Source organism: Micromonospora sp. HB375 (genome assembly GCF_017872985.1).
In the GTDB taxonomy this organism is placed as follows: Bacteria; Actinomycetota; Actinomycetes; order Mycobacteriales; family Micromonosporaceae; genus Micromonospora; species Micromonospora chalcea.
Map to the genome: position 1 here is coordinate 3,144,985 of NZ_JAGGJO010000001.1, position 25,876 is coordinate 3,170,860.

12 protein-coding genes are annotated in these 25,876 nt (G+C 75.9%); 10 read left to right on the forward strand and 2 right to left on the reverse strand.

Annotated features, from left to right (window positions below; genetic code table 11):
- Nucleotides 1–50: 50 nt before the first annotated feature.
- The 3 genes from J3R08_RS14475 to J3R08_RS14485 are packed head-to-tail and all read left to right on the forward strand — an operon-like array spanning nucleotide 51 to nucleotide 3,240.
- Nucleotides 51–1,088 (forward strand): zinc-binding dehydrogenase, encoded by a 1,038-nt coding sequence (locus tag J3R08_RS14475; protein WP_064446194.1) that lies wholly within the window; start codon nucleotides 51–53, stop codon nucleotides 1,086–1,088.
- The gene (locus J3R08_RS14480) at nucleotides 1,088–1,906 is read left to right on the forward strand and encodes a sugar phosphate isomerase/epimerase family protein (RefSeq protein WP_043324649.1); all 819 of its coding nucleotides are present in this window, start codon (nucleotides 1,088–1,090) and stop codon (nucleotides 1,904–1,906) included. Before J3R08_RS14475 ends, J3R08_RS14480 begins: the two co-directional genes overlap by 1 nt.
- Complete coding sequence (locus tag J3R08_RS14485; RefSeq protein WP_187692454.1) at nucleotides 1,903–3,240, forward strand: hypothetical protein; 1,338 nt, start codon at nucleotides 1,903–1,905, stop codon at nucleotides 3,238–3,240. Before J3R08_RS14480 ends, J3R08_RS14485 begins: the two co-directional genes overlap by 4 nt.
- Nucleotides 3,241–3,281: 41 nt before the next feature.
- Here J3R08_RS14485 and J3R08_RS14490 read toward each other — a convergent pair whose 3' ends face one another.
- Both J3R08_RS14490 and J3R08_RS14495 read right to left on the reverse strand, forming a co-directional pair.
- Nucleotides 3,282–3,968, reverse strand: a complete 687-nt coding sequence (locus tag J3R08_RS14490) for a CBS domain-containing protein (RefSeq protein ID WP_069088191.1) — start codon at nucleotides 3,966–3,968, stop codon at nucleotides 3,282–3,284.
- A 95-nt stretch (nucleotides 3,969–4,063) separates the two neighbouring features.
- On the reverse strand, nucleotides 4,064–6,178 hold the full coding sequence (locus J3R08_RS14495; protein ID WP_209961601.1) for a molybdopterin-dependent oxidoreductase: 2,115 nt from the start codon (nucleotides 6,176–6,178) through the stop codon (nucleotides 4,064–4,066).
- Nucleotides 6,179–6,326: 148 nt separating this feature from the next.
- On the opposite strand from J3R08_RS14495, the gene J3R08_RS14500 reads away from it, so the two are divergent.
- The 7 genes from J3R08_RS14500 to J3R08_RS14530 all read left to right on the forward strand — a co-directional run bounded on the left by J3R08_RS14500 (nucleotide 6,327) and on the right by J3R08_RS14530 (nucleotide 25,876).
- Nucleotides 6,327–6,719, forward strand: a complete 393-nt coding sequence (locus J3R08_RS14500) for a DUF2267 domain-containing protein (protein WP_043324646.1) — start codon at nucleotides 6,327–6,329, stop codon at nucleotides 6,717–6,719.
- Between the two features lie 340 nt (nucleotides 6,720–7,059).
- A complete protein-coding gene (locus tag J3R08_RS14505; RefSeq protein ID WP_245254737.1) occupies nucleotides 7,060–10,509 on the forward strand; it encodes a beta-ketoacyl synthase N-terminal-like domain-containing protein in 3,450 nt (1,149 codons plus the stop codon).
- Nucleotides 10,506–13,616, forward strand: a complete 3,111-nt coding sequence (locus J3R08_RS14510; RefSeq protein ID WP_209961604.1) for a thioesterase domain-containing protein — start codon at nucleotides 10,506–10,508, stop codon at nucleotides 13,614–13,616. Before J3R08_RS14505 ends, J3R08_RS14510 begins: the two co-directional genes overlap by 4 nt.
- Nucleotides 13,613–15,916: a lantibiotic dehydratase gene (locus J3R08_RS14515; RefSeq protein WP_187694280.1), complete on the forward strand. Its 2,304-nt coding sequence runs from the start codon at nucleotides 13,613–13,615 to the stop codon at nucleotides 15,914–15,916. The genes J3R08_RS14510 and J3R08_RS14515 overlap by 4 nt, the downstream gene beginning before the upstream one ends.
- Nucleotides 15,913–19,416, forward strand: coding sequence for a non-ribosomal peptide synthetase (locus J3R08_RS14520; protein WP_209961606.1), 3,504 nt, complete (start codon nucleotides 15,913–15,915; stop codon nucleotides 19,414–19,416). Before J3R08_RS14515 ends, J3R08_RS14520 begins: the two co-directional genes overlap by 4 nt.
- Nucleotides 19,417–19,445: 29 nt before the next feature.
- A complete protein-coding gene (locus tag J3R08_RS14525; RefSeq protein WP_187692781.1) occupies nucleotides 19,446–24,893 on the forward strand; it encodes a type I polyketide synthase in 5,448 nt (1,815 codons plus the stop codon).
- Between the two features lie 29 nt (nucleotides 24,894–24,922).
- Nucleotides 24,923–25,876: a TauD/TfdA family dioxygenase gene (locus J3R08_RS14530; RefSeq protein ID WP_043324628.1), complete on the forward strand. Its 954-nt coding sequence runs from the start codon at nucleotides 24,923–24,925 to the stop codon at nucleotides 25,874–25,876.

Genomic DNA, 25,876 nt, shown 5'->3' on the forward strand with positions numbered 1-25,876 from the left:
CCCATTTTTTGGGTTAGAATCGAGGTCGGCACTTTCTTCGGAGCGACGCCATGAGCAACTGGGTTGTCTCTCTGGCCGGGCCCCGGCACGTACGCCTGGAGCCCTGCCCCGCGGACCGGCTCGGTCCGGGCCAGGTCCGCGTCCGCACCCACTACTCGGGCATCTCCGCCGGCACCGAGCTGACGCTCTACCGGGGCAGCAACCCGCGACTGCGCAAGGACTGGGACGCCGGCGCCCGCATGTTCGTGCCCCGCCAGGCCGGGTCCGCGTACCCGGTGGTGGGTTTCGGTTACGAGGAGGTCGGCGAGATCGTCGAGGTCGCCCCCGACGTCGCCGGGCGGCGGCCCGGCCAGCTCGTCTGGGGCATCTGGGGGCACCGCGCCGAAGCGGTGCTGCCCGCGGCGGCGGCGCATCCGCTGCCGCCCGGCATCGACCCGCTCGCCGCCGTCTTCGCCCGCCCCGGCGCCATCGCGCTGACCGCCGTGCTCGCCGGTGACCTGCACCTGGGCGACTGGGTGGGCGTCTTCGGGCAGGGCGTGATCGGGCTGCTCGGCACGCGCCTCGCGGTGCTCTCCGGAGCCCGCGTGGTCGCCGTCGACCGGATGCCCGGGCGGCTCGCGCACGCCACCGGGCTCGGCGCCCGCCGGACGGTCGACGCCGCCGCCGAGTCGCCCGCCGCCGCGCTGCGCGCCGAGAGCGGCGGCCGGGGCGCGGACGTCTGCCTGGAGCTGTCCGGGTCGTACCCGGCGCTGCACGAGGCGATCCGGGCCACCGCCCACGCCGGCCGCGTCGTCGCGGCCGGCTTCTACCAGGGGTACGCCCACGGGCTGGAACTCGGCGAGGAGTTCCACCACAACCGGATCCAGCTGGTGGCCGCCCAGGTCTCCGGGCCGGACCCGGCGCCCGGCACGGCCGGCCGGTGGTCCGGGACCCGGATCGCGGACACGTTCATGGACCTGGTGGCCGAGGGCAGCGTCGACCCGCTGCCGCTGGTGAGCCACGTCGTCGACGCGGGCGCGGTGGCCGACGCGCTGGCGTTGCTCGACCGCGGTGACGGTGACGTCCTCCAAGTGGTGCTGAGGTTCTGATGGACATTCCGCTCGCCTGCCAGGAGCAGTTGCTCCCCGGCGCCGACCTGATCGGGAAGTACGCCCTCGCCGTCTCCCTCGGCTACCAGGGCATCGAGCTGCGCGGCCGGGGTGACCTCGCGCTGGCCGGGCGGCTGCCGGAGCTGCGCCGCGCCCGCGCCGCCGGCGTGGTCATGCCGACCGTCTGCGTCGAGATGGACCACTTCGTCGGCGACTTCGACCCGGGCCGCTCCCGCGACGCGGTGGACAACCTGCGCTCCCAGCTCTCGGTGATCGCCGAGCTGGGCGGCGTCGGCGCGATGACCCCTGCCGCGTGGGGCATGTTCTCCCGCCGGCTGCCCCCGTTCGAACCACCACGCTCGGCCGACGACGACCGGCGGGTGCTCGTCGACGCCCTGGGCGAGCTGGCCGGGCACGCCCGCGCCGAAGGGGTCACCGTGTTCCTGGAACCGCTCAACCGGTACGAGGACCACATGGTCAACCGGCTCGACCAGGCCGTCGAGCTGTGCCGCGCGGTCGGGTCACCGGCGCTGCGGGTGGCCGCCGACACGTACCACATGAACATCGAGGAGGACGACCCGAACGCCGCGCTGCGCGCCGCCGCGCCGTACCTCGGGCACGTGCAGGTCAGCGACTCCAACCGGCACCAGCCCGGCGCGGGGCACCTCGACTGGGCGGCGCTGCTGGGCACGCTGGACGCGATCGGCTACACCGGCTGGCTCGCGCTGGAGTGCCGGCTGCGCGGCGAGCCGGTCGCCGCGCTGCGCCAGGCCGCCACCGCGCTGGCCCAGGCCCGTCCCCGGCGGGCCGCCGCATGACGCTGACCACCGGGGTACGCGCCGACGCCGACCGTCACGCCCGGCTGCGCCGCCTCGCGCTGGCCACCCTGGACGCCAACTGGGAACACGACCACACGGTGCCCTCCCGCACGCTCTACCCGCACCAGTGGAGCTGGGACTCGGCGTTCATCGCGATCGGCCTGGCACACGTCCGCCCCGACCGGGCCTGGCGGGAGCTGCGGACGCTGTTCGCCGCGCAGTGGATCGACGGGCGGGTGCCGCACATCGTGTTCAACCCCGCCTCCCGTGCCGGGCCGTACTTCCCCGGGCCCCAGTTCTGGGACTCGGCCCGCGCCGACGGCGCCCCGGCCCGCGCCACCTCCGGCATAGTCCAGCCGCCGGTGCACGCCCCGGCCGCCTGGCTGGTGCACCGCCGCGCCTCCTCCGAGGCGTCGGTGGCCGCGCTGCGGCGGCTCTACCCGAGGCTCGTCGCGCAGCAGCGCTACCTGACCGGGCGGCGCGACGCGGGCGGCGGCGGGTTGGCGTCGATCGTGCACCCGTGGGAGTCCGGACTGGACAACAGCCCGGCCTGGGACGCGCCGCTGGCCGCGGTGCCCGCCGACGAGGCGGTGATGCGCGCGTACCGCCGGCACGACACCGCGCACGCCGACGCCGCGCAGCGCCCCACCGACCTGGACTACGCGCGCTACGTCGCGCTGGTGGAGTCGTACCGGGCCGGCCGCTACCGGGACGAGGGGCTGCTCGGGCGGCACCCGTTCCTGGTGGAGTGCCCGCTGGTGAACGCCGCGCTCGGCGTCTCCGAGTACGCCCTCGCGCGCATCGCCTCGGTGATCGGCGCCGACCCGGGGCCGCACCGGGACCGGGGGGCCCGGATCACCGAGGCGATCGTCACCCGGCTCTGGGACCCGGTCACCGGCACGTTCCGTCCCCGCGACGTGCGCGCCGACCGCCTCGTGCCGGCCCGTACCGTGCTCGGGCTGATGCCGCTGGCGCTGCCCGAACTGCCCGCCGCGCAGGTGTCGGCGGTGCTGGCCGAGGCGTGCTCGCCGCGTTTCGGGCTGGCCGCCCGGATGGACCGGCCGCTGCCCACGTACGACCGCACCGCCCCGGACTTCGAGCCGCTGCGCTACTGGCGCGGGCCGAGCTGGATCAACACCGGCTGGCTGCTCTGGCAGGGTCTGCGTACCCACCGACGGGCCGACCTGGCCGCCGGACTGCGCGAGTCGCTGCTCGACCTGGTCGACCGGGCCGGCTGCCACGAGTACTTCCATCCGGACACCGGCGCCGGACTCGGCTCACCGGCGTTCAGCTGGACCGCCGCGCTGGTGCTGGACGCGCTCGCCCAGGAGTGACACCGGTGGGCGCCGGGTGGACCGACGCGGGCCGGCCAGGCTCAGGCGACGCCGACGCGCAGGGCCGCCATCGGGGCGTCGTCGATCGCGTAGCCGAGCGCGTCGACCACCTCGACCACGCCGCTGACCTGCCGGGCCAGCCGCACCGCGAGCTGCGCCGTGGAGCGTCGCTCCACCTGCCCGGTCAGCGTCACCACACCCCGCTGCACCGTCACGTCGACCACGCCGTCGCGGACGCCGAGGCTGCGCCACAGCACCTCCTCGACCACGTCGCGCCGGATGCCGGCGTCCGGGCGCAGGTGCACCTTGAGCAGGTCACCGCGGGTGACGATGCCGACCAGACGGCCGAGGTCGTCGACCACCGGCAGCCGCTTCACGCCGCGCGTGTCCATCAGCCGGGCCGCCTCCACGATCGTGGCGTCCGGCGTGATCGTGACCGGCGGAGCGGTCATCAGGTCGGCGGCGAGCGTCGCACCGGCCTTCGCCTGCGCCTCGCGGCGGTGCCGGTCGGGCAGGATCCGCCGCTCCCGGGGCTGCCCCAGCAGCTCCACCTTGTACATCAGGTCCGCCTCGGACACCACGCCGAGCACCCGCCGGGTCTCGTCCACCACCGGCGCCGCCGTGACGTGCCGTTCGGTCAGCACGTCGACGATCTCCCGGTACGCCGTGCCCTCCCGTACCGACGCCACGTCCCTGGTCATCACGTCCTGCACCTGCCACGTACGCATGGCGAACCTCCCTGTGTCCGCCCCCGACGCTAGGCGGCGGCGACGGGGGAGGAGCAGGGGCGCAATGACCAGGTCAGGGGGCCGGAGGTCCCGAATCACCCAGCCGCTACCGGCTCGGCGACCTCGTCCAGGGGCGGCTCGGCGGTCAGCAGGGCGGCCGGCACCGGCTCGACCGCCACCCGGCAGTCGTGGAACGTCGGCGCCTCGCCCAGGTCGGTGTCGCGGACGCCGGTGACCGCGTTGACGGTGGAACGCCCCGGGCTGCGCCGCGCCCAGTACGCCTTGTACGTGAACGCGCACCCCGGCCGGGTCGCCTCGTCCACCGCCACCGCGGCGAGGAACGCGCCCCGGTCGTTGTGCACGCGCACCGCGTCGCCGTCGGCGAGCCCGTGCGCCGCCGCGTCGGCCGGGTGCAGGTGCAGCCGCGGCGGCCCGGCCCGGCGGGTGTGCCAGGGCAGCGAGGCGAACGTGGAGTTCATCAGGTAGCGGTTGGCCGGGGTGAGCAGCGTCAGCGGGAACCGGCGGGTCAGTTCCGGGTCGGCCGCCTCGGCCGGTGGCGTGTACCCGGGCAGCGGGTCCACCCCGAGCGCGGCGAGCGCCGGGTCGTGCAGCCGGGCCCGCCCGTCCGGCGTGGGGAACCCGCCAGCGGCGTACGGCGCGGACCCGACCGGCACGCCGGTGAGCCGGGCGTACGTGCGTTCGCGCAGTTCCTCGAACGTGATCGGCGCGTCGGCCAGCAACTGCCGGGCCAGGTCCTCGTCGCTGTCCGAGAACGCCGGGTGGTCGATCCCGAGCGCGGCGGCGATCCGCCGGAAGATCTCGGTGTTCGGCAGCGCCTCGCCCGGCGCGCGGGTGACCGGCAGGTTCAACGTCGTGTAGTGGTGCCCGTAGGACGTCTGCAGGTCCAGGTGCTCGGGCTGCATGGTCGCCGGGAGCACCACGTCGGCGTAGTCGCAGGTGTCGGTCCAGCGCTGCTCCAGCACCACTGTGAACAGGTCGGCGCGGCCCAGCCCGGTGAGCAGCCGGGCCTGGTCCGGCGCGGTCGCCGCCGGGTTGGCGTTGAACACCACGAGCGAGGTGACAGGCGGGTCGGCCTCCCCGGTGAGCACGGTGGCCAGCCGGCTCATGTTCAGCGTCCGGGCCGGTGGGGCCGGCATGCCGGCGGGCCGGATCACCGGACCGTTGTCGATGCGGTGGTGGCCGCTGGTGGTCACCAGCGCCCCGCCGCCGGGGTACCGGAAGTCGCCGGTGACCAGCGGCAACGCGCAGATGGCGCGGATCGCCTGCCCGGCGCCGTGGTGCCGTTGCAGGCCCAGCCCGACGCGGATCGCGGTGGGCCGGGTGGTGGCGATCCGCTCGCCGAGGCGGCGTACCACCTCGGGCGGCAGGCCGCACTCGGCGGCGGCCCGCTCCACCGGCCAGTCGTCGAGCCGGGCGGCCAGTTCCGGCCAGCCGGTGGTGTGCGCGGCCAGCCACGCCTCGTCGGCCGCCCCGGCGTCGCGGACGTGGCGCATCAGCCCGAGCGCGAGCGCCGCGTCGGTGCCGGGTAGCGGCGCGACGTGCTCGTCGCTGCGGGCCGCCGTGTCGGTGCGCAGCGGGTCTATCGTCACCACGTACGCGCCGCGCTCGCGGGCCTGCTGCACGAACGGCCACAGGTGCAGGTTGGTCACCAGCGGGTTGGCGCCCCAGAGGACGATCAGCTCCGCCTCGACGATCGACTCCGGTTCGAAGCCGACCGAGGCGCCGTACAGTGAGCGCAGCGCCGCCCGCGCCGCCGCCGTGCAGATGGTGGTGTCCAGCCGGGACGCGCCCAGGTGGGCGAAGAGCCGGGGTCCCATGGTCCAGCCCTGGACCAGGCCCATCGTGCCGGCGAAGTAGTAGGGCAGCACCGACTCCGGGCCGTGGAGTTCGATGCTCGCGCGCAGTCCGGCGGCCACCCGCTCGACTGCCTCGTCCCAGCTCGCCGGCCGGTACGCGACCCGTCCCGCGCCCTTCGGGCCGGTGCGGACCCAGGGCGTGGTGAGCCGGTCCGGCCCGTTCACCGCGTCCAGGTAGCGGTTCACCTTGCCGCAGAGCGCGCCCCTGGTGAACGGGTGGTCACGGTCGCCGCGCAGCCCGACCGCGACGCCGTCGGAGACGGTGAGCTGCCAGACGCAGGTGTCGGGGCAGTCCAGTGGGCAGGCGCCGGGGTGGGTGGTGACGGGGGCCATGGGCCGGATGTTACTCCCGGTTCGTGGTGCGGCAGCCACTCGTGGTGACCGGCCGCGGGCCGGGGCGTTTGGCCGGGGTGGGGGCGGGTACCCGCCGGGGCCGACCGGTGCGGGCGTGGTGCCCGCCGGCGGCGAGGGGAGGGGTGGGATGCGGTTCCCCCTGTTCGTCGAGGCGGTGGCGCGGCGGTCCGAGTTGCCGTCCGACGAGGCCGCGACCATCTCCCGGGCGGTGTTGCAGACCCTCGCCGAGCGGGTCACCGCGGACGAGACGGCCGACCTGGCGGCGCAGTTGCCGGACGACGTCGGCGGCTATCTGGAGCCGGGTGGGATCGCCGTGACCGGCGGCGCGGTGGACTTCCTGTACCGGGTGGCCGAGCGTGCGGCGGTGGATCCGGCGGTCGCCGAGGTGGGCGCGGTGGCGGTGCTCGCCACGCTGCGCGACACGGTGACGGTGGGGGAGTTCCAGGACCTCGTCGCGCAGCTTCCGAAGGGCTTCGACGCGATGGTGGACCCGATCCCGCGGCCACCCTACGATGTCTGAGCAGGCTCCCCGCGATCCGGGTTGAGCTGCGGCACCGGGGCCGCTCCGACGAAGATTCGACTGCCAGAAAGTATTTTCACCGTAAAATAACTCGTCGGCGTTCGCGTACGCTGTAAAACGTCTACGCGCTAGAGGGATGATCGGACGGATTCCTCCGTCCGAGGTTCCAGGACGTCTTCCTCCCTTCGGCTCAAGCCGCATCGATGCTCTTCCGGCGCGGTGATTGAGCAATATTCTGCTTCCAATGTGAAGTCCTGGGGGGGATCAATGATCACATTCGTCGATTGCTGCGTGCCTGTCCTCTGTGGAGCGTATCCCGCTTCCTGACATGGCGGAGCCGATGATTATCAATCGTTTCGGCGCGATCACGGCAGTACACGGCGGACGTCCGGCACTTCTCGGTGAGACCCACGAGGTCACCTACACCGAGCTGGCCGGGGCGGCCGGCGGGCACATGGCCGTGTTTGCCGCCGCGGGCCTGCGTCCCGGAGACCGGATCGCGCTGCTGACCGCGCACGGCGCACCGACCGTCGCGGCGCTGCTCGGCGCCCTGGCCGCCGGGTGCGCGTACGTGCCACTGGACCCGGGCTTCCCGGTCGCCCGGCTGCGCCACATGGTCGACGCCGCCGGCGTCACCGCCGTCGCGTGCGCCGCCGAGCACCGCGACCTGGCCTCGGCGCTGGCCGGCGAGCGTCCGGTCGTGCCGCTGGACGAGGTGCCGCCGGCCCCGCTGCGCCCGGTTCCGGCCGAGCCGGACGCGCTGGCGTACGTGCTGTTCACCTCCGGCTCCACCGGCGTGCCCAAGGCGGTCGGGCAGACCCACCGCAACCTGGCCCACGTCGTCGACAACCAGATCGCCGCGCTCGGCGTCGGCCTGGACGACCGGCTCAGCCTGCTCGCGTCGTTCAGTTTCGACGCCGCCATCCCCGACCTCTACCCGGCGCTGCTCACCGGCGCCGCCGTCGTCCCGGTCGACCTGCGCCGCCAGGGACTGGCGTACGCCGTCGAGCAGCTCGACCGGCACCGCGCCACGGTGCTGCACTGCACGCCCACCGTCTACCGCTTCCTGCTCGACACGCTCGGCGCGCGCCGGCTGGCCACGGTGCGGGCGGTGCTGCTCGGCGGCGAACAGGCCACCTGGACCGACGCGGCCCGCGGCCGGGACCGGTTCGCCCCCGAGTGCGTGCTGGTCAACGGCTACGGCGCCACCGAGATGACGTTCGCCGCCCGGCACGTGCAGCCGCTGTCCGAGGTGGACCCGGACGCCCGCGGGCCGCTGCCGGTCGGCACCGCGTTCCCCGGCTACCGGCTCGACCTCGCCCCGGACACCGGCGAGATCGTCGTCCACAGCCGGCACCTCGCCCCCGGCTACCTCAACCAGGACAGCGACCGCTTCGGCGTCGACGCCGACGGGCTGCGGTCGTACCGCACCGGTGACCTCGGCCGGCTGCTGCCCGGCGGGGAACTGGTCTGCCTCGGCCGGCTCGACCGTCAGGTCAAGGTACGCGGACACCGGGTCGAGCTGACCGAGATCGAAGCGGTGCTGTCCGCCCAGCCCGGCGTCGCCGGCGTCCGCGCCATCGTGCGCGACGGCGAACTGCTCGCGTACGCCCGCCCGGCCGGCGCCCGCCCCGACCCGGCGGCGTTGCGCGCCGCCCTGACCGCGGAGCTGCCCGACTACGCGGTGCCCCGCGCGGTGGTGGTGGTCGACGAGTTCCCGCTCACCGTCACCGGCAAGGTCGACGAGCGGGCGCTGCCCGACCCGGTGACCGAGGTGCCCGCCGACGCGGCGCCGGCCACCGAGACCGAGCGCGCCGTGCACGACATCTGGTGCGCGGTGCTCGGCCGCGACGCGGTCGGCCGCACCGACAGCTTCTTCGACGTGGGCGGGCAGTCGCTGCTGCTGGGCCAGGTTCAGCAGCGCCTCGCCGAGCGGTTCGGCGTCCGCCTGCCGATGCTGCGCCTGTTCGACCACCCGACCGTCGCCACCCAGGCGGCGCTGCTCGACGCCCCGCCCGAGGCGGTCCGCGCCCCGGTGCTGCCCGCGCCCGCCGCGCCGGTACGCGCCGCCCGCGAGTACACCGGCGACGAGATCGCCGTGGTCGGCCTCGCCGGCCGGTTCCCGGGCGCGCCCGACGTGGCCACGTACTGGTGGAACCTGTGCACCGGGGTCGACTCGGTGCACGACCACACCGACGAGGAACTGGCCGCGCTCGGCGTCGGGCCCGGCCTGCTCGCCGACCCCCGGCACGTGCGCGCCACCGGCCGGCTCGACGGGGTGGCCGACTTCGACGCCGAGTTCTTCGGCTTCGGCGCCGACGAGGCCGCCCGTACCGACCCGCAGCACCGGCTGTTCCTGGAGACTGCCTGGGAGGCGCTGGAGGACGCCGGGCACGACCCGGCCCGCTTCCCCGGGCTGGTCGGCGTCTACGCCGCCACCTCGGCAAACCGCTACTTCCTGTTCCACCTGATGGACAACCCGGCGGTGGTCGGCGACGTCGACCCGGACGACTGGGAGGCCCGGCTCGTCGGCCGCCAGCTCACCGACCACCTGCCCGGGCAGGTGGCCTACCGGCTCGGCCTGACCGGTCCGGCGATGGCCGTGCAGTCCGCCTGCTCCAGCTCGCTCGTCGCGGTGTGCGTGGCCGCGCAGAGCCTCGCCGACTACCAGTGCGACCTGGCCCTGGCCGGCGGCTCCACCGTGATGTGGCCCCGGCACCGGGCGGGCGGGCTCGTCTCGCCCGACGGCCGGTGCCGCGCCTTCGACGAGGCCGGCTCCGGCTCCGGCTTCGGCTCCGGCGCCGGCGTGGTCGCCCTGCGCCGGCTCGCCGACGCGCAGGCCGACGGCGACCGCATCTACGCGATCCTGCCCGGCTGGGCGGTCACCAACGACGGCCCGGACCGGGCCGGCTTCGCGGTGCCCGGCCCGGCCGGGCAGGCCGCCGCCGTCGCCAGCGCGCTCGCCACCGCCGAGGTCGCGCCGGGCGAGGTCCGCTTCGTCGAGGGCCACGGCAGCGGCACGCCGCTCGGTGACGCCATCGAGGTCGCGGCGCTGCACGAGGTGTACGCGGGCGCCGCGCCCGCCGAGTCCACGGCGCTCGGCTCGGTCAAGACGAACATCGGTCACCTCGACGCCGCCGCCGGCATCGCCGGGCTGATCAAGACGGTGCTCGCCGTCCGGCACGGGGTGATCCCGCCGAACCTGCACTTCACCCGCCCGCACCCGGAGATCGACCTGACGGCCGGACCGTTCTACGTGCCCACCAAGGCGCGGGACTGGCCGGACGGCGCGCGCCGGGTCGCCGGGGTCAGCGCGTTCGGCCTCGGCGGCACCAACGCGCACGTGGTGGTGGAACAGCCGCCACCGGCCGAGCCGGCCGACCCGCCCGGCGAGGGGCCGTGGCTGCTGCCGGTCTCCGCGCGTACCCCGGCGGCGCTGCGGGCCGCGCTGACCCGCCTGCGGACCCACCTGGCCGGCGCCGCCCCGGCACTGTCCGACGTGGCCGCCACGCTGGCGCTCGGCCGGCGGGCGTTCGCGCACCGGGCGGCGGTGGTCGCCGCCGACCTGCCGGCCGCGCTGGCCGCCCTGGACGTGCTGCTGGACACCGACGCCCGGATCGCCGGCGACGGCGGTCCGCTGCGCGAGACGGCCGCCGACTGGGTCGCCGGGCGTGACGTCGACTGGCACGAGCTGCACCCCGACGGCACGGTGCGTCGCACCGGACTGCCCACCTACCCGTTCCAGCGCCGCCGGCACTGGATCGACCCCGTGCAGAAAGGTCCGCGGTGAACTGGTTCGTCTCCGCCGGAAGCCGACCCGAGGCCCCGGTGCGATTGTTCTGCCTGCCCTACGCCGGTGCGGGCGCCAGCGCGTTCCGGCGCTGGGCGTCCGAGTTCGGCGAGAGCGTCGACGTGACGCCGGTGCAACTGCCCGGCCGGGAGAACCGGATCACCGAGGACCCGCGCTTCAGCGTCGCCGAGGTGGCCGACGCCATCGCCTCCCGGGCCGACCGCCCGTACGCGATCTACGGCCACTCGATGGGCGGACGGCTCGGCTTCGACGTGGTCCGCGAGCTGCGCCGCACCGGCCGCCCGCTGCCGCTGCGGCTCTACGTCGGCGGCGCCCGCGCCCCGCACGTACGCACCCCCGGCCCGTTCGACGGGCTGTCCCGGGCGAGCGACGACGAGCTGCTGCGCCGCCTCGGCGAGGGCGGCGGCCTCCCCGCCGAACTGCTCGACCACCCGGAGCTGGTGGAACTGCTGCTGCCGCTGCTGCGCGCCGACTTCGGCCGGGTCGACGACTACCGCCACGTGCCCGGCGAGCCGCTGCCGGTGCCGATCGTCGCGTTCGCCGGCCGCACCGACCGGGCGGTCACCCGGGACCAGAACGCGGCCTGGGCCGAGCACACCGCTGCCGGGTTCACCCTGCACGAGCTGGACGGCGGGCACTTCTTCCTGCACGACCGGCTGCCCGAGCTGGCCGCGCTGATCCGCGCCGACCTGACCGCCGCGCTCTCGGACCCCCGCGCCGGCACGCCGGACGCGGGTCCGGACCCGGTGCGCGCCGCCGGCCGCGGGACCGCCGGCGCCGCGCACCGGGTCCCCCTCGGCGACACCGGCTGGTCGGTGTGGCGCGACGCGGTGCTGCGTACCACCGGGTTCCCGGCCGACGGGCTGGAGCTGTTCAGCGCGCCCCGGGCCGCCACCGCCGCCGACGAGCTGCTCGCCACCGGCGCGGGCGCGGACCGGTTCGACAAGGAGTTCGAGGAGGCGCTGCGCTCCGGCGCGCAGCGGTTCACCGCGCTGGCCGCCGATCCGCTGCTTCGCGAGGCGGTCACCTGGCAGAACCGGGGCGCGCTCGTCGCGTTCGACGGGCTGGTGCGCGGCGGCGCCGAGGCGGCCCGCAACGTACGCCGCCGCGACCGGGAACGGGCGCTGCTGAAGTACTGGCAGCGCTACTGCGGCAAGAACGAGACGGTCGGCTTCTTCGGGCCCAGCTGCTGGGTCACAGTCGATCCGGCACAGCCGGAAGTTGCCCGGGTCAACCCCGGCGACCGGTTGACCCGCCGACGCTGGGTGTGGTTCGAGTCGTGGGCGCTGACCGCGTACGCCGACCGGCTCGGCGCGGACCTGGCGGTCCGCCGCTGGTGGCCACCGATGCTCCGGCCACACCTGGCGGTCCGGGACCGGGCCGTGCTGCGACCCGGACGTCCGCCGCTGACGCTGACCCCGGTCGAGGCCGGGCTGCTGCGCGCGGCCGACGGGCGGCGCCCCGCCGCCGACCTGGTCGCCGACCCGGCGATCGGGCTGCGCCGCCCCGAGGACGGCTACGCGCTGCTCGACCGCCTGGTTGAGCGCGAACTGATCACCTGGGACGCGGCCCTGCCGGTGAGCCCGGACGCCGAACGGGTGCTGGCCGACCGGATCGAGGCGATCGGTGACGAGCAGGCGCGCGCCGCCGCCCGCGCCGGGTTCGACCGGCTGCGCGCCGCGCGCGACGAGGTGGCCGCGGCGGCCGGGGACGCGGAGCGGCTGCGCGCCGCGCTGGACGCGCTCGACGCCACGTTCACCGAGCTGACCGGCGTGCCCGCGGTACGCCGGGCCGGACAGATGTACGCCGGGCGCACGGTCTGCTACGAGGACAGCGCCCGGGACCTGGACGTGGTCTTCGGCGCGCCGCTGCTGGCCGAGCTGGCCGCCCCGCTGGACGTGCTGCTGCGCGCCGCCCGCTGGCTGGCCAACGCGCTCGCCCGCGCCTACCTCGACGTGCTGCGCGGCCTGTACGAGGAACTGCGCGCCGAGTCCGGCGGCCCGGTGCCGCTGGCCGACCTGTGGTTCCTGGCTCAGGGCATGTTCTGGGGCGACGGCGAGCGGCCCGTCGACGCGGTGGCGGCGGAGTTCGCCGCCCGTTGGTCCGGGCTGTTCGGCCTGGACACGCTGCCCGCCGGCACCACCGACGTACGGCTGCGCGCGGCCGACCTCGCCGACCGGATCGACGCGGTGTTCCCCGGCGCCGGCCCGGAGTGGTCCAACGCCGCCATCCACAGCCCCGACCTGCAGATCTGCGCCACCGACGCGGACGCGCTGCGGCGCGGCGACTACACCGTGGTGCTCGGTGAGCTGCACGCCGCCTGGTCGTCGTTCGACTGCGCCGTGTTCACCCCGTCGCACCCGGACGTGGAGCGGCTGCGCGACGCGCTGGCGGCGGACCTCGGGCAGCGGCGCGTCCGGCTGCTGTTCCCGGCCGACTGGCCGCGCCGGACCAGCCGTACCGCCGAGTCGCTGACCGGCCCGACCGACCGGCACCTGGCGTTCCTCGACGCGCCCGGCGCCGACCCGGCCCGCGTGCTGCCCACAGTGGACCTGGTCGTCGACGACGTCGACGGCGAGCTGGTGGCGACCGCCTCGGACGGGCAGCGCTGGCCGCTCATCGAGATCTTCGCCGAGCCGTTCAGCGCGCACGCCGTGGACGGCTTCAAGCTGGTCGCCGCCGCGCCGTACACGCCCCGGATCACCGTGGACCGGCTGGTGCTGGCCCGGCAGACGTGGCGGACCACAGTGGGCGACAGCGGCCTGGCCGTCCCGAACGGGGAGCGCGAGCGCTTCCTCGCCGTCCGCGACTGGCGCCGCCGCCTCGGCCTGCCCGAACAGGTGTACGTCAAGTTCGGCACCGAGACCAAGCCCTGCTTCGTCGACCTGTCCGCGCCGGCGTTCGCCACCACGCTCTGCGCGATGGCGCGCGCCGCCCGCGTCGACGGCGGCGACGACGTCTCGTTCACCGTCAGCGAGATGCTGCCCGCCCCGGAGCAGGCGTGGGTGCCCGACGGACAGGGCCGCCGCTACTTCAGCGAGCTGCGCCTGCACATCACCGACGCCCGGCGGGAGGACCACCGGTGAGCCATCTGGTGCCCCTGGGCGACACCGGCTGGTCGGTGTGGCGTGACGTGGTCCTGCGGACCGCCGGTTTCCCGGCCGCCGGGCTGGACCGGTTCGCCGCACCGGACTGCGCCGCCGTCGCGGACGCGCTGCTCGCCGGCGACACCGGCGCCGAGGTGTTCGACAAGACGCTGCGCGAGGCGTTCGCCGAGTCCTCCGCGGTGGCCGGCGAACTGGCCGCCGACCCGCTGCTGCGCGAGGCGGTGACCTGGCAGAACCCGGACATGCTGATCGCGCTGGACGGGCTGCTGCGCACCGACCCGCAGGTCCGCAACGTGCGCCGCCGCAAGCGCGAGCTGAGCCTGCTGCGCTACTGGCAGCGCTACTGCGGCAAGGCCGAGACCATCGGCTTCTTCGGCCCGGTCTGCTGGGGCACGTTCGACACCACCCGGCCCGGCGTGCACACCGTGCCCGGTCCCACGCTGGTGCACCGGCGGCGGGTGTACTTCGAGGCGTGGGCGCTCATCGCGTACGCCGACCGGCTCGCCGACGACCTGGCGGTGCGCCGCTGGTGGGCGCCGGCCCTGCAACCGCACCTGACCGTCGCCGGCCGGGAGCTGCGCTGGCCGCTGCACCCGCCGATCGCGCTGACCCCGGTCGAGGCGCTGGTGCTCGGCGCCTGCGACGGGCGTACCCCCGCGGTGGAGCTGGCGCAGCGGCTGTGCGACGCCGGCGAGGTGCACAGCGCCGACGACGTCTACCTGCTGCTGGACCGGTGGGTCGAGCGCGGCCAGCTCAGCTGGGGCGCGAACCTGCCGATCGCGCCCGACGCCGAACTGGTGCTCGAAGCGCGGATCGCCGCGATCGGCGACGAGCCGGTCCGCGCCGCCACAGCGGCCGAGTTCGGCCGGCTGCGCGCCGCCCGCGACGAGGTGGCCGCGTCGGCCGGCGACCCGGACCGGCTCGGCGCCGCGCTCGCCGCGCTCAACGCCGAGTTCACCGCCGTCACCGGCCGCCCGGCCAACCGGCACAGCGGGCAGATGTACGCCGCCCGCACCGTCTGCTACGAGGAGACCGCCCGCGACCTGGAGTTCCGCATCGGGTCGGCGGTCATCGACGCGCTCGCCGAGCCCCTCGCCGTGGTGCTGCGTACCGCCCGCTGGTTCACCGGCGAGGTGGCCGCCCGCTGCGGTGAGGTCTTCACCGAACTGCACGAGGAGCTGGCCGCCGACGGCCCCGTGCGGCTGGCTGACCTGTGGCTGCTGGCCCAGGGCACGCTCGTCTCCCCGGATGGCCCGATCGGCCGGGCCGGCGCCACGCTCACCGCACGCTGGGCCGAGCTGTTCGGCCTGGCCGACCTGCCCGAGGGGCAGCCGGAGCTGCGGCTGCGCGCCGCGGACCTGACCGACCGGGTCCGGGAACTGTTCCCGGCGACCCGACCCGGCTGGCCGTCGGCCCGGCTGCACAACCCGGACGTGCAGCTGTGCGCCGCCTCGCCGGAGGCCGTCGAGCGGGGCGACTTCCTGCTCGTGCTCGGCGAGCTGCACCCGGCGTCGGTCGCGTTCGACAGCGCGGTGCTCAGCCCGTTCCACCCCGACCCGGCGGCGCTGCGCGCCGACCTCGACGCCGACCTGGGCCCGGTCCGGCTGCGGGTGCTGTGGCCGGACAGCTTCCCCCGCCGCACCACCCGCACCACGTACGCGCTGACCGGCCCGGCGGACCGCCAGCTCGGCATCGACACCGCGCACGGCGCCGACGTGGACCGCCTGGTCCCGGCCACCGCCGTGCTGGTCGAACGCACCGGCGACACGCTCACCGCGGTCTTCCCCGACGGCGCCCGCTGGCCGCTGATGGAGGTCTTCGCCACGCTGCTCGGCTCGCTGCTGCTCGACGCGTTCAAGCTGCTCGGCGCCGCGGCGTACACGCCCCGGATCACCATCGACCGGCTGGTGGTGGCACGGCGCACCTGGCGCACCACGGCCGGGGCGTGCGGGCTGGGCGGCCACCCCGACGAGTCCGCCCGCTACCTGGCGGTACGCCGCTGGCGCGCCGAGACCGGCCTGCCCGAGCGGGTCTTCGTCAAGGTCGGCACCGAGATCAAACCCTGCTACGTGGACCTGACCGGGCCGCTGTACGCGCAGTCGCTGTGCGCCATGGTCGACGCCGCGCTCCGGACCGGCCCGGACGTGCCGGTGGTGGTCTCCGAACTGCTGCCCGCCCCCGCCGAGGCCTGGGTGCCCGACGCCCAGGGCCGCGGCTACGTCAGCGAACTGCGCCTCCAGATCACCGACCCGGCCGAGCACCTTGGAGCACTCCGGTGACCGACACCCTGACCGTCAGCGCCGTCCACGGCACCGACCTGCCCTGGCCGGACGCCACCCTCGCCGACCTGATCACCGCGCAGGCGGCCCGCACCCCGGACGCGGTGGCGGTGCGCCAGTGGGACACCCGGCTTACCTACCGGCAACTCGTCGACCGGGCCGCCGGGGTGGCCGCCGCGCTGCGTGAGCACGGCGTCGGCCGGGGCGACCGGGTCGGCGTGTGCGGCGCGCGTACCCCCGACCTGGTGACGACGGTGGTCGGCGTGCTGCTCGCCGGCGCCGCGTACGTGCCGCTGGAGCCGGGCGGCCCCCGGGCCCGGCTGCGCGGCATCGTCCGCGACGCGGGCGTCCGGGTCGTCGTCGGCGACGCGGCGGCGGCCGAGTTCGGCGACGAGCCCGGCGTGACGGCGCTCGGCCTGCCCGGCCCGGCCCCGCTCGCGCCCTGCCCGGCCCGCCCCGGCGACCCGGCGTACGTGCTGTTCACCTCCGGCTCCACCGGCCGCCCGAAGGGCGTGCTGACCACCCACCGCAACGCCGTCGAGTTCGTCACCGGCGTGAGCGCGCTGACCGGCGCCGACGCCTCTATCCGCAGCCTCGGCATCGCCTCGCTCGGCTTCGACGCGGCCACCATGGACCTGTTCGTGCCGCTGACGCTCGGCGGCGCGGTGCAGCTGCTCGGCGCCGACGACCGGGCCGACCCGGTCCGGCTGGCCCGGTTCGTCGCCGAGCACGAGGTCACCTGGGGCTTCATCACCCCGACCGTGCTGTCGCTGCTGGACCCGGCCGGGTTCCCGTCATGGCGGGTGCTGCTCTGCGGCGGCGAGGCGGTCCCGGCCGAGCTGGTCGCCCGCTGGGCGCCGGGCCGGCGGTTCCTCAACGGCTACGGCCCCACCGAGACCACGGTGCTGGCGGTCACCTGCGACCTCACCCCGGCCGACACCGACCCGATGCCGATCGGCCGGCCGTTGCCCAACCACCGGGCGTACGTGGTCGACGCCGACCTGCGGCCGGTGCCGGCGGGCGAGACCGGCGAGCTGCTGATCGGCGGGCCCGGCCTGGCCGACGGCTACCTGAACCGGCCCGGCCTGACCGCCGAGCGGTTCGTGCCCGACCCGTTCGGCGACGTCCCCGGCGAGCGGCTCTACCGCACCGGCGACCTGGTCCGGCAGGGCCCGGACGGCCGGATCGTCTACCTGGGCCGCGCCGACCGGCAGGTCAAGGTGCGCGGCCAGCGCATCGAGCTGGGCGAGATCGAGGCGGTGCTGGCCGCCTGCCCCGGCGTCGAGCGCGTCGCGGTGGAGGCGGTGCCCGGCCCGGCCGGCGCCGAGCTGGTCGCGTTCCTCACCCCGGCCGGCGCGCCCGGCGACGACGAGCTGCGGGCGTACGCGCAGACGCGGCTGACCACCGCGATGCTGCCGGCCCGGACGGTGCGGCTGGACGCGCTGCCGGTCAGCCCGGTCACCGGCAAGCTGGACCGGCCGGCGCTGCGCGAACTGGCCGCGGCGACCCCGGCCGCAGTCGCCGACGCGTCCGCCGACGACGACCCGGTGACGGCGGCGGTCCGGCGCGTCTGGACCCGGCTGCTCGGCGCCGCGCCCGCCCCGGACAGCGACTTCCTCGCCGCCGGCGGCAACTCCATCGCCGCGATGCGGCTGGTCGCCGCGCTGCGCGCGGAGCTGGGCCGGCAGGTGGACACCCGGGTGCTGTTCGCCGACCGCACGTTCGCCGCGCTGGTGGACCGGGTCCGCGCCGCCGACCCGGCCGACGCCGACGGGCTGACCACCGGCAACCCGCCGACGCTGTCCCCGCCGCAGCGGCGGCTGTGGTTCATGGACCAGCTCGCCCCGTCCAGCGCGCCGTACAACATCGCCGTCGCGCACCGGCTGCGCGGGCCGCTGGACGTCGCCGCGCTCGGTGCCGCGCTGCGCGCCGTCGCCGAACGGCACGACGTGCTGCGCTGGCGGATCCCGCAGAACGGCGGCGTGCCGTACGCGGTCCGCGAGGAACCCACCGACGTGGCGGTGCCGGTGGTCGACCTGACCGCCGCCGCCGACCCGGACACCGAGCTGGCCGGCATGCTCGCGGCCGGCGCCGGGCACGCGTTCGACCTGGCCACCGGCCCGCCCTGGCAGGTGACCGTGTACCGGCTCGCCGCGCAGGAGCACGTGCTCGCGGTCACCGTGCACCACGCGGTCTTCGACGGCTGGTCCGAGGCGCTGCTCTACGACGAGCTGGCGCTCGCGTACGCCCGCGCGCTCGGCCGGTCCGTGCCGGGCCGCCCGCCGCTGCCCGCCACGTACGCCGACTACGCCGTGTGGCGCGCCGACCGGGACCGGCGCCGCGGCGAGACCGACCTGGCCTGGTGGACCGCGCACCTGGCCGGCGCGCCGACGGTGCTGGACCTGCCCCGCGACCGGCCCCGCCCGGCCGTGCAGACGTACGCCGGCGCGGAGGCCGCGGTACGGCTGGACGAGGCCGCCGACCGGGACGTGCGCGACCTGGCCGCGCGGCGCGGCACCACAGTCGCCGCGGTGCTGCTGGCCGCGTTCGGCGAGCTGCTGCGCCGGGTCACCGGCGGCGACGAGCACGTGCTCGGCGCGATCGTCGCCGACCGGCGGCTGGCCGCGTTCGACGAGGTGATCGGGTTCTTCATCGACACCGTGCCGGTGCGGGTCCGCTCCGGTGGCGCGAGCTTCGCCGAGCAGGTCGACCGGGCCGCCGCCGAGCTGCACGAGGTCACCGCCCACCCGGGCGCGCCGCTGGAACGCATCGTGGAGGCGCTCGGTGTGGGCCGGGACACCTCCCGCGCCCCGCTGGTGCAGGTGCTGTTCAACGTGCTCAACTTCGCCCCGCCCCGGCTGACGCTGACCGGCCTGGCGGCCGAGCCGGTGTCGGTGCCCAAGCCCGGCTCGCCGTTCGACCTGACCGTCTACGTGGTGGAGCGCGACGGGCGGGCCGGCGTCGAGGTGGTGCACAACCCGGACCTGTTCACCGCCGAGCGGATCAGCGCGCTCCTGGCCGACCTGGCCGCCCTGGTCGGCGCGCTCGCCGCCGACCCGGACGCGCCGGCCGCCGAGGTGGCGCCCGAGCTGCCCCGCCCGGCGGTGCGTGTGGCCGCGCTCGGCGCGATGACCGTCGCCACCGCCGAACCGGCCCGCGCGCCGCTGCCCACCGGCTCGGACGCGCTCACCGGCACCGAGGAGCTGATCGCCGGCATCTGGCGCGACGTGCTCGGCCGGGACACCGTCGGCGTCACCGACAACTTCTTCGACATCGGCGGCCACTCGATGGCCCTGGCCGCCGTGTACGCCCGGCTCACCGAGGCCACCGGCCGCTCGATCACCATGCTCGACCTGTTCCGCCACCCGACCGTGCGGGCGCTCGCCGCCAGCCTGGACGGGGCCGCCGACCGGCCGGAACTGGCCCGCGCCGCGCTGCGCGCCGCCGCCCGGCGGGGCCGCGCCCGCCGAACCCCGCCGCCACGCCGACCTCACCCGTGACGCGATCCCTTGTGAATGAAGGAACCCCCATGCAGAACGACATTCCCGCCGACGACGGCGTCGAGCCCATCGCCATCGTCGGGCTCGCCGCCCGCCTGCCCGGCGCGGCCGACGTCGACGAGTTCTGGCGCAACCTGGTCGACGGCGTGGAGTCGACGACCGAGCTGACCCGCGAGGAGCAGCTCGCCCGCGGCGCGCAGCCGCAGGAGGTCGACGACCCGGGCTGGGTCAACCGTGCCCCGCTGGTGGACGGCTACGACGAGTTCGACGCCGGCCTGTTCGGGATGACCGCCCGCGAGGCCGAGATCACCGACCCGCAGCACCGGCTGTTCCTGGAGACCTGCTACACCGCGTTGCAGGACGCCGGCTACGACCCGGGCCGCTACGACGGTGCGGTCGGCGTGTACGCCGGCACCGGCGGAAACACGTACCTGCACCGCAACGTGTACCGCAACAAGCGGGTCGGCGGGAACCCGCACGGCGCGGTGTCGCTGGCCACCGGCAACTCGCCGAACTACGTGGCCACGAACGTGTCGTACCGGCTGGACCTGCGCGGACCCAGCATGACCGTGCACACCGCCTGCTCCACCTCGCTGGTCGCGTTCCACCTGGCCTGCGAGGCGCTGCGCAACGGCGAGTGCGACATGGCCCTGGCCGGCGGCGTCAACATCGAGCTGCCGCACGTCGGCTACCTCGGCATGGACGGCTTCACCTCGCCGGACGGGCGGTGCCGGCCGTTCGACGCCGCAGCGAACGGCACGGTGTGGGGCAGCGGCGTCGGCGTGACGCTGCTCAAGCGGCTCTCCGACGCGATCGCCGACGGCGACCACATCCGCGCGGTCGTGCTCGGCAACGCCATCAACAACGACGGCGCCGGGAAGGTCGGCTTCACCGCCCCCAGCATCGACGGGCAGACCGAGGCCATCGCCCAGGCCGTCGCGCTCGCCGGCGTCGACCCGCGCAGCATCAGCTACGTCGAGGCGCACGGCACCGGCACCGCGCTCGGCGACCCGATCGAGGTCGCCGCGCTGTCCGCCGTCTACGCCAAGGACACCGACGAGCGCGGCTGGTGCGGCATCGGGTCGGTGAAGTCGAACATCGGCCACCTGAGCCAGCCCTCCGGCATCGTCAGCGTGATCAAGACGGTGCTGGCGATGGAGCACGGGCTGATCCCGCCGACCATCAACTACGAGGCGCCGAACCCGGCCATCGACTTCGCCGACACCCCGTTCTACGTGGCGAACACGCTGACCAAGTGGGACACCGACGGCGGGCCGCGCCGGGCCGGGGTCAGCTCCTTCGGCATCGGCGGCACAAACGCGCACGTCGTGCTCCAGGAGGCGCCGGCGGCGGAGCGGGACGAGCCGCCGGCCCGCCCGGCGCACCTGCTCCAGGTGTCGGCGAAGACGCCGACCGCGCTGGACGTCGCCGTGCGCCGGCTCGCCGAGCACCTGGAGGGCGGCAGCGACGTGGCGCTCGCCGACGTGGCGCACACGCTGCGCGTCGGCCGCCAGACGTACGCCCACCGCGCCGCCGTCGTGGCCGGGGACCCGGCGTCCGCCGCCGCCGCGCTGCGCGAGCGGCGCAAGGGCCACCGGGGCGTCGCCGACGGACCCGCCCCCCGGGTGGCGTTCCTGTTCAGCGGCCAGGGCTCGCAGTACGCCGGGATGGGCGCCGAACTGTACGCCCAGGACCGGGCGTTCGCCGCCGCCGTGGACGAGTGCGCCGACCTGCTCCGCCCCGAGCTGGGCCTGGACATCCGGGACCTGATCCTCGGCCGCGACCCGGACGCGGCGGACAAGCTCACCGAGACCCGGTGGACCCAGCCCGCGCTGTTCACCGTCGAGTACGCCCTCGCCGTCGCGTGGCGGGCCGCCGGGGTCGTCCCGGCCGCGATGATCGGCCACTCCATCGGCGAGTACGTGGCCGCCACGCTCGCCGGCGTGCTCGACCTCGCGGACGCGCTGCGCGTGGTGGCCGCCCGGGGCCGGCTCATGCACTCCCTGCCCGCCGGCTCGATGCTGGCGGTCACGCTCGACGAGTCGGCGGTGGCCGACCGGCTGCCTCAGGGCCTGTCGGTGGCCACCGTGAACGGCCCCGGCACCTGCGTGGTGGCCGGCGAGACCGCGCTCGTGGAGGAGTTCGCCGTCAGCCTGGGCGGCAAGAACAAGTCGAAGCTGCTGCGCACCTCGCACGCGTTCCACTCGCCGATGATGGACCCGATCCTGGACGAGTTCACCGCGCTGATGGCCACCGTGCCGCTGCGTGCCCCGGCGGTGCCGTTCCTGTCGAACGTGACCGGCACCTGGATCACCGAGGCGCAGGCCACCGACCCGGCGTACTGGGCCGCGCACCTGCGCCGCCCGGTCCGCTTCGGCGCGTGCGTGGCCACGCTGCTCGCCGAGGGCACCTGGGCGCTCGTCGAGTGCGGCCCCGGCCGGCAACTGGCCAACCTGGCCCGGATGCAGGTCGCCAAGGCCGGCGAGGCGCAGCGCGCGCTGACCCCGCTGGGCAGCCTGCCCGGCGCGGGCGAGCAGACCGGTGACCTGGCCGCGCTGCTCGGCACGGCCGGCGCGCTCTGGTGCGCCGGGGTGCCGGTGCGCCTTGCGGCCGACCCGGCGGCGCGGCGGGTGCCGCTGCCCACGTACCCGTTCGAGCGGCGCCGCTACTGGATCGACCCGGACCCGGAGCAGGAACTGGCCGCGGCGCCCGTCGAGACCGGCCCCCGGCCGCTGCCGGAGTGGTTCGCGGTGCCGGTGTGGCGCCAGGCCGCCCCGGCGCGCGCCGTGGAGCCGCTGGGCCGCTGCCTGGTGCTGGCCGACGGTCCGCGCGGCGAGGCGCTCGTGGCCGCGTTGCGCGCCGCCGGCGACGACCCGGTCGAGGTACGCGCCGGCGAGGCGTTCACCGCCACCGCGAGCGGTTTCCGGCTGCGCCCCGGCGTACGCGCCGACGCCGAGGAGCTTCTGGCCGCGCTCGGCGCCGACGTGCCCCGCCGGATCGTGCACGCGTTCGCGCTCGACGGCGAGCCGGCCGGCACCGACCCGGCGGCCGCCTGGGCGGCGCAGGAGCGCGGCTTCTTCGGCGCGCTGCACCTGGTGCAGGCGCTCGCGGGCACCGGTGTGACCGCCGACGAGGCGGGCGTACGCCTGGACCTGGTCACCGCCGGCATCGGCGACGTACGCGGCGACGACCTGACCCGCCCCGAGCACGCCACGCTGGCCGGCCTGGCCCGGGTGCTCCCGGCCGAGCTGCCCGGCCTGACCGTGCGGCTGCTGGACACCGATCCGGCCGCGCGCGGCGTGGCCGCCCTGGTGGCCGAGCTGCGCAGCCCGGTCGACGCCGAGCACCCGGAGGTGGCGCTGCGCGGCGACCGCCGCTGGCTCGGCGGCTACGAGCAGGTGAGCGTCGCGGCCGAGGCGGAGCCGGGCGTGCTGCGCGAGGAGGGCCGCTACCTGATCACCGGCGGTCTCGGCGGCATCGGCGTCACCCTGGCCGAGGACTTCGCCCGCCGGGCCCGCGCCAAGCTGGTGCTTCTGGCCCGCTCCGGGCTGCCCGGGCGCGACGAGTGGGACGCGCACCTGGCGGTGCACGGCGGCGCCGACCGGGCCGGACGCGCCATCGCGGCGATCCGCCGGATGGAGGCCGCGGGCGCCGAGGTGCTGGTGCTCGCCGCCGACGTCACCGACGCGGACGACCTGCGCCGGGTCCGCGACGAGGCCGAGCGGCGGTTCGGCGGGCTCGACGGCATCGTGCACGCCGCCGGCCTGCCCGGCGGTGGCATGGCCGAGATCAAGGAGCGCGACGAGGCGCAGCGTGTGCTGGCCCCGAAGCTGGCCGGCACGCTCGCGCTGGCCCAGGTCTTCGGCGACCTGCCGCTGGACTTCGTCGTGCTGTGCTCCTCGATCACCGCGGTGATCGGCGGGTTCGGCCAGGTCGACTACTGCGCCGCGAACAACTTCCTGGACGCCTTCGCGCGCTCCGGCACCGGGTTCCGCGCCCCGGTCGTGTCGCAGAACTGGGGCGGCTGGGCCGAGGTCGGCATGGCGGTGGAGACCGCCGCGCCGGCCGCGTTCCGGGCCGCCGGGCGGGACACCGTGACCACCACGGTCACGCACCCGGTGCTGACCACGATGGTCGCCGGGCCGGACGGCACGGTGCTGCACGGCCTGGTCGCGGCCGACACCCACTGGCTGCTCGACGAGCACCGCATCGGCGGCGTGCCGGTGGTGCCGGGCACCGCCCACCTGGAGTCGGTACGCGCGGCGGTGGCCGCCGCGCTGCCCGCGCCGGGGCCGGACGCCGCTGTCGAGCTGCGTGACGTGGTGTTCCTGGAGCCGTTCTCGGTGCCGGACGGCACCGTGGCCCAGTACCGGGTCGAGCTGACCCCGACCGAGGACGGCACCGACTTCACCGTCGCCAGCCTCGCCGCCGGCCAGGCGCGCGCCCACGTACGCGGCAGCGCCGGGTGGACCACCGAGGCGGCCCCGCCGGCCGCCGTGCCCGCCGTGGCCGGACGGCGGGTCGACGACGACGCCTCGTTCGGCCGGGGACGCACCAGCATGCTGACGTTCGGCCCGCGCTGGGCGGCGCTGGCCGAGCACCACCTCGCCGACGGCGAGGAACTGGCCCGCGTGCAGGCGCCCGCCGCCGCGCTCGGCGACCTGCCCTCGTGGGGGCTGCACCCGGCGCTGCTGGACGTGGCCACCGCGTTCGGCCGCGGCCAGGGCTCCGGCACCTACCTGCCGCTGTCGTACGGCCGGATCGTGGTGCGCGGCGCGCTGCCGGCGACGTTCCACAGTCACCTGCGGCACCGGCCCGCCGCCACCGACGAGGTGGTCGCCGCCGACCTGTCGCTGCGCGACCCGGACGGGCGGGAACTGGTCGCGATCAGCGACTTCGTGCTGCGCCGGGTCGACCAGGACGCGGTCACCGGCAACCTGGCCGAAGCCCCGGCGGACGCCGACGCCCCGGCGCCGGTGACCGAGGACATCCGCCCGGTCGACGGCGCGGAGGCGTTCCGGCGCAGCCTCGCCGCCGGGCTCGGCGCCCAGGTGGTGATCGCCACCCGCACCGTCGCCGACATCCGTCGCCGGGCCGCCCGGGTCACCACCGACAGCATCGCCGAGGAGACCGACGCGGCGGCCGGCGCGACCGCGGCCACCGGCGGCGGCTCGGCCGCACCCGGCACCGAGCTGGAGAAGACCATCGCCCAGGTGTGGCGCGACGGTCTCGGCGTCACCGACATCGGCGTGGACGACGACTTCTTCGCCCTCGGCGGCAACTCGCTGGTCGCCGTGCAGCTGATCGCCGCCATGCGCAAGGCGACCGGGGTGCGGCTGCCGATGCGCAGCCTCTTCGAGACCCCCACGGTGGCCGGCCTGGCCGCCCGGATCGAGGAGCTGCGCGCCGAGGCGCCCGCCGACCAACCGGCCGCCCCGGCGGCGATCCCGGCCATCCCGCGGCTGCCCCGCGGCTGACATCCGACGGAACAAGGAGACACCGCACCATGAGCGAGACAACCGCGACGCTGCCGGTGGTCGTCGAGAACGACGGCCGGCCGCTGACCGACCTCATCGCCGCCCGGCGCGCCGAGCTGCGGGACACCCTCGTCGCCAGCGGAGGGCTGCTGTTCCGCGGCTTCGACGTGGGCGGCGTGGACGGCTTCGACCAGGCCGTACGGGCGCTGGCCGGCGAGCCGCTGACCTACACCGAGCGCTCCTCGCCCCGGCACTCGATCAAGGGCCGGGTCTACACCTCGACCGACTACCCGCCGGACGAGGAGATCTTCCTGCACAACGAGAACTCGTACCAGGCGCGCTGGCCGCTGACGCTGTTCTTCTACTGCGTCACGCCGCCGGACAGCCAAGGCGCCACGCCGCTGGCCGACGTGCGCCGGGTGTACGAGCTGATCGACCCGGCGGTACGTGAGGAGTTCGTCCGCCGCCGCTGGATGCTGGTGCGCAACTTCCACGGCGACTTCGGCACCCGCTGGCAGGAGGTGTTCAACACCGAGAGCCGCGCCGAGGTGGAGGCGTACGCGGCGGACAACGGGATCACCGTGGAATGGGTCGGCAAGGACGGCCTGCGTACCCGCGCGGTCCGGGACGTGGTGCACCACCGGCCCGGCTCGGACACCCCGCGCTGGTTCAACCACGCCACCTTCTTCCACCTGAGCACGTTGCCCAAGGACTACCAGGAAGGGCTGCTGGCCATGTTCGGCGCCGACGGGCTGCCGTCGAACACCTACTACGGCGACGGCGGCGAGATCCCCGCCGACGTGATGGACCACCTGCGCGCCGCCTACCGGGCGGCCACGGTCCGCTTCGACTACCAGCGCGACGACGTGCTGGTGGTGGACAACATGACCGCCGCGCACGGCCGGGAGCCGTTCACCGGCCCCCGCAAGATCGCCGTGGCGATGGCCGAGCCGCACACCCCCGACACCGCAGGAGCGAACTGA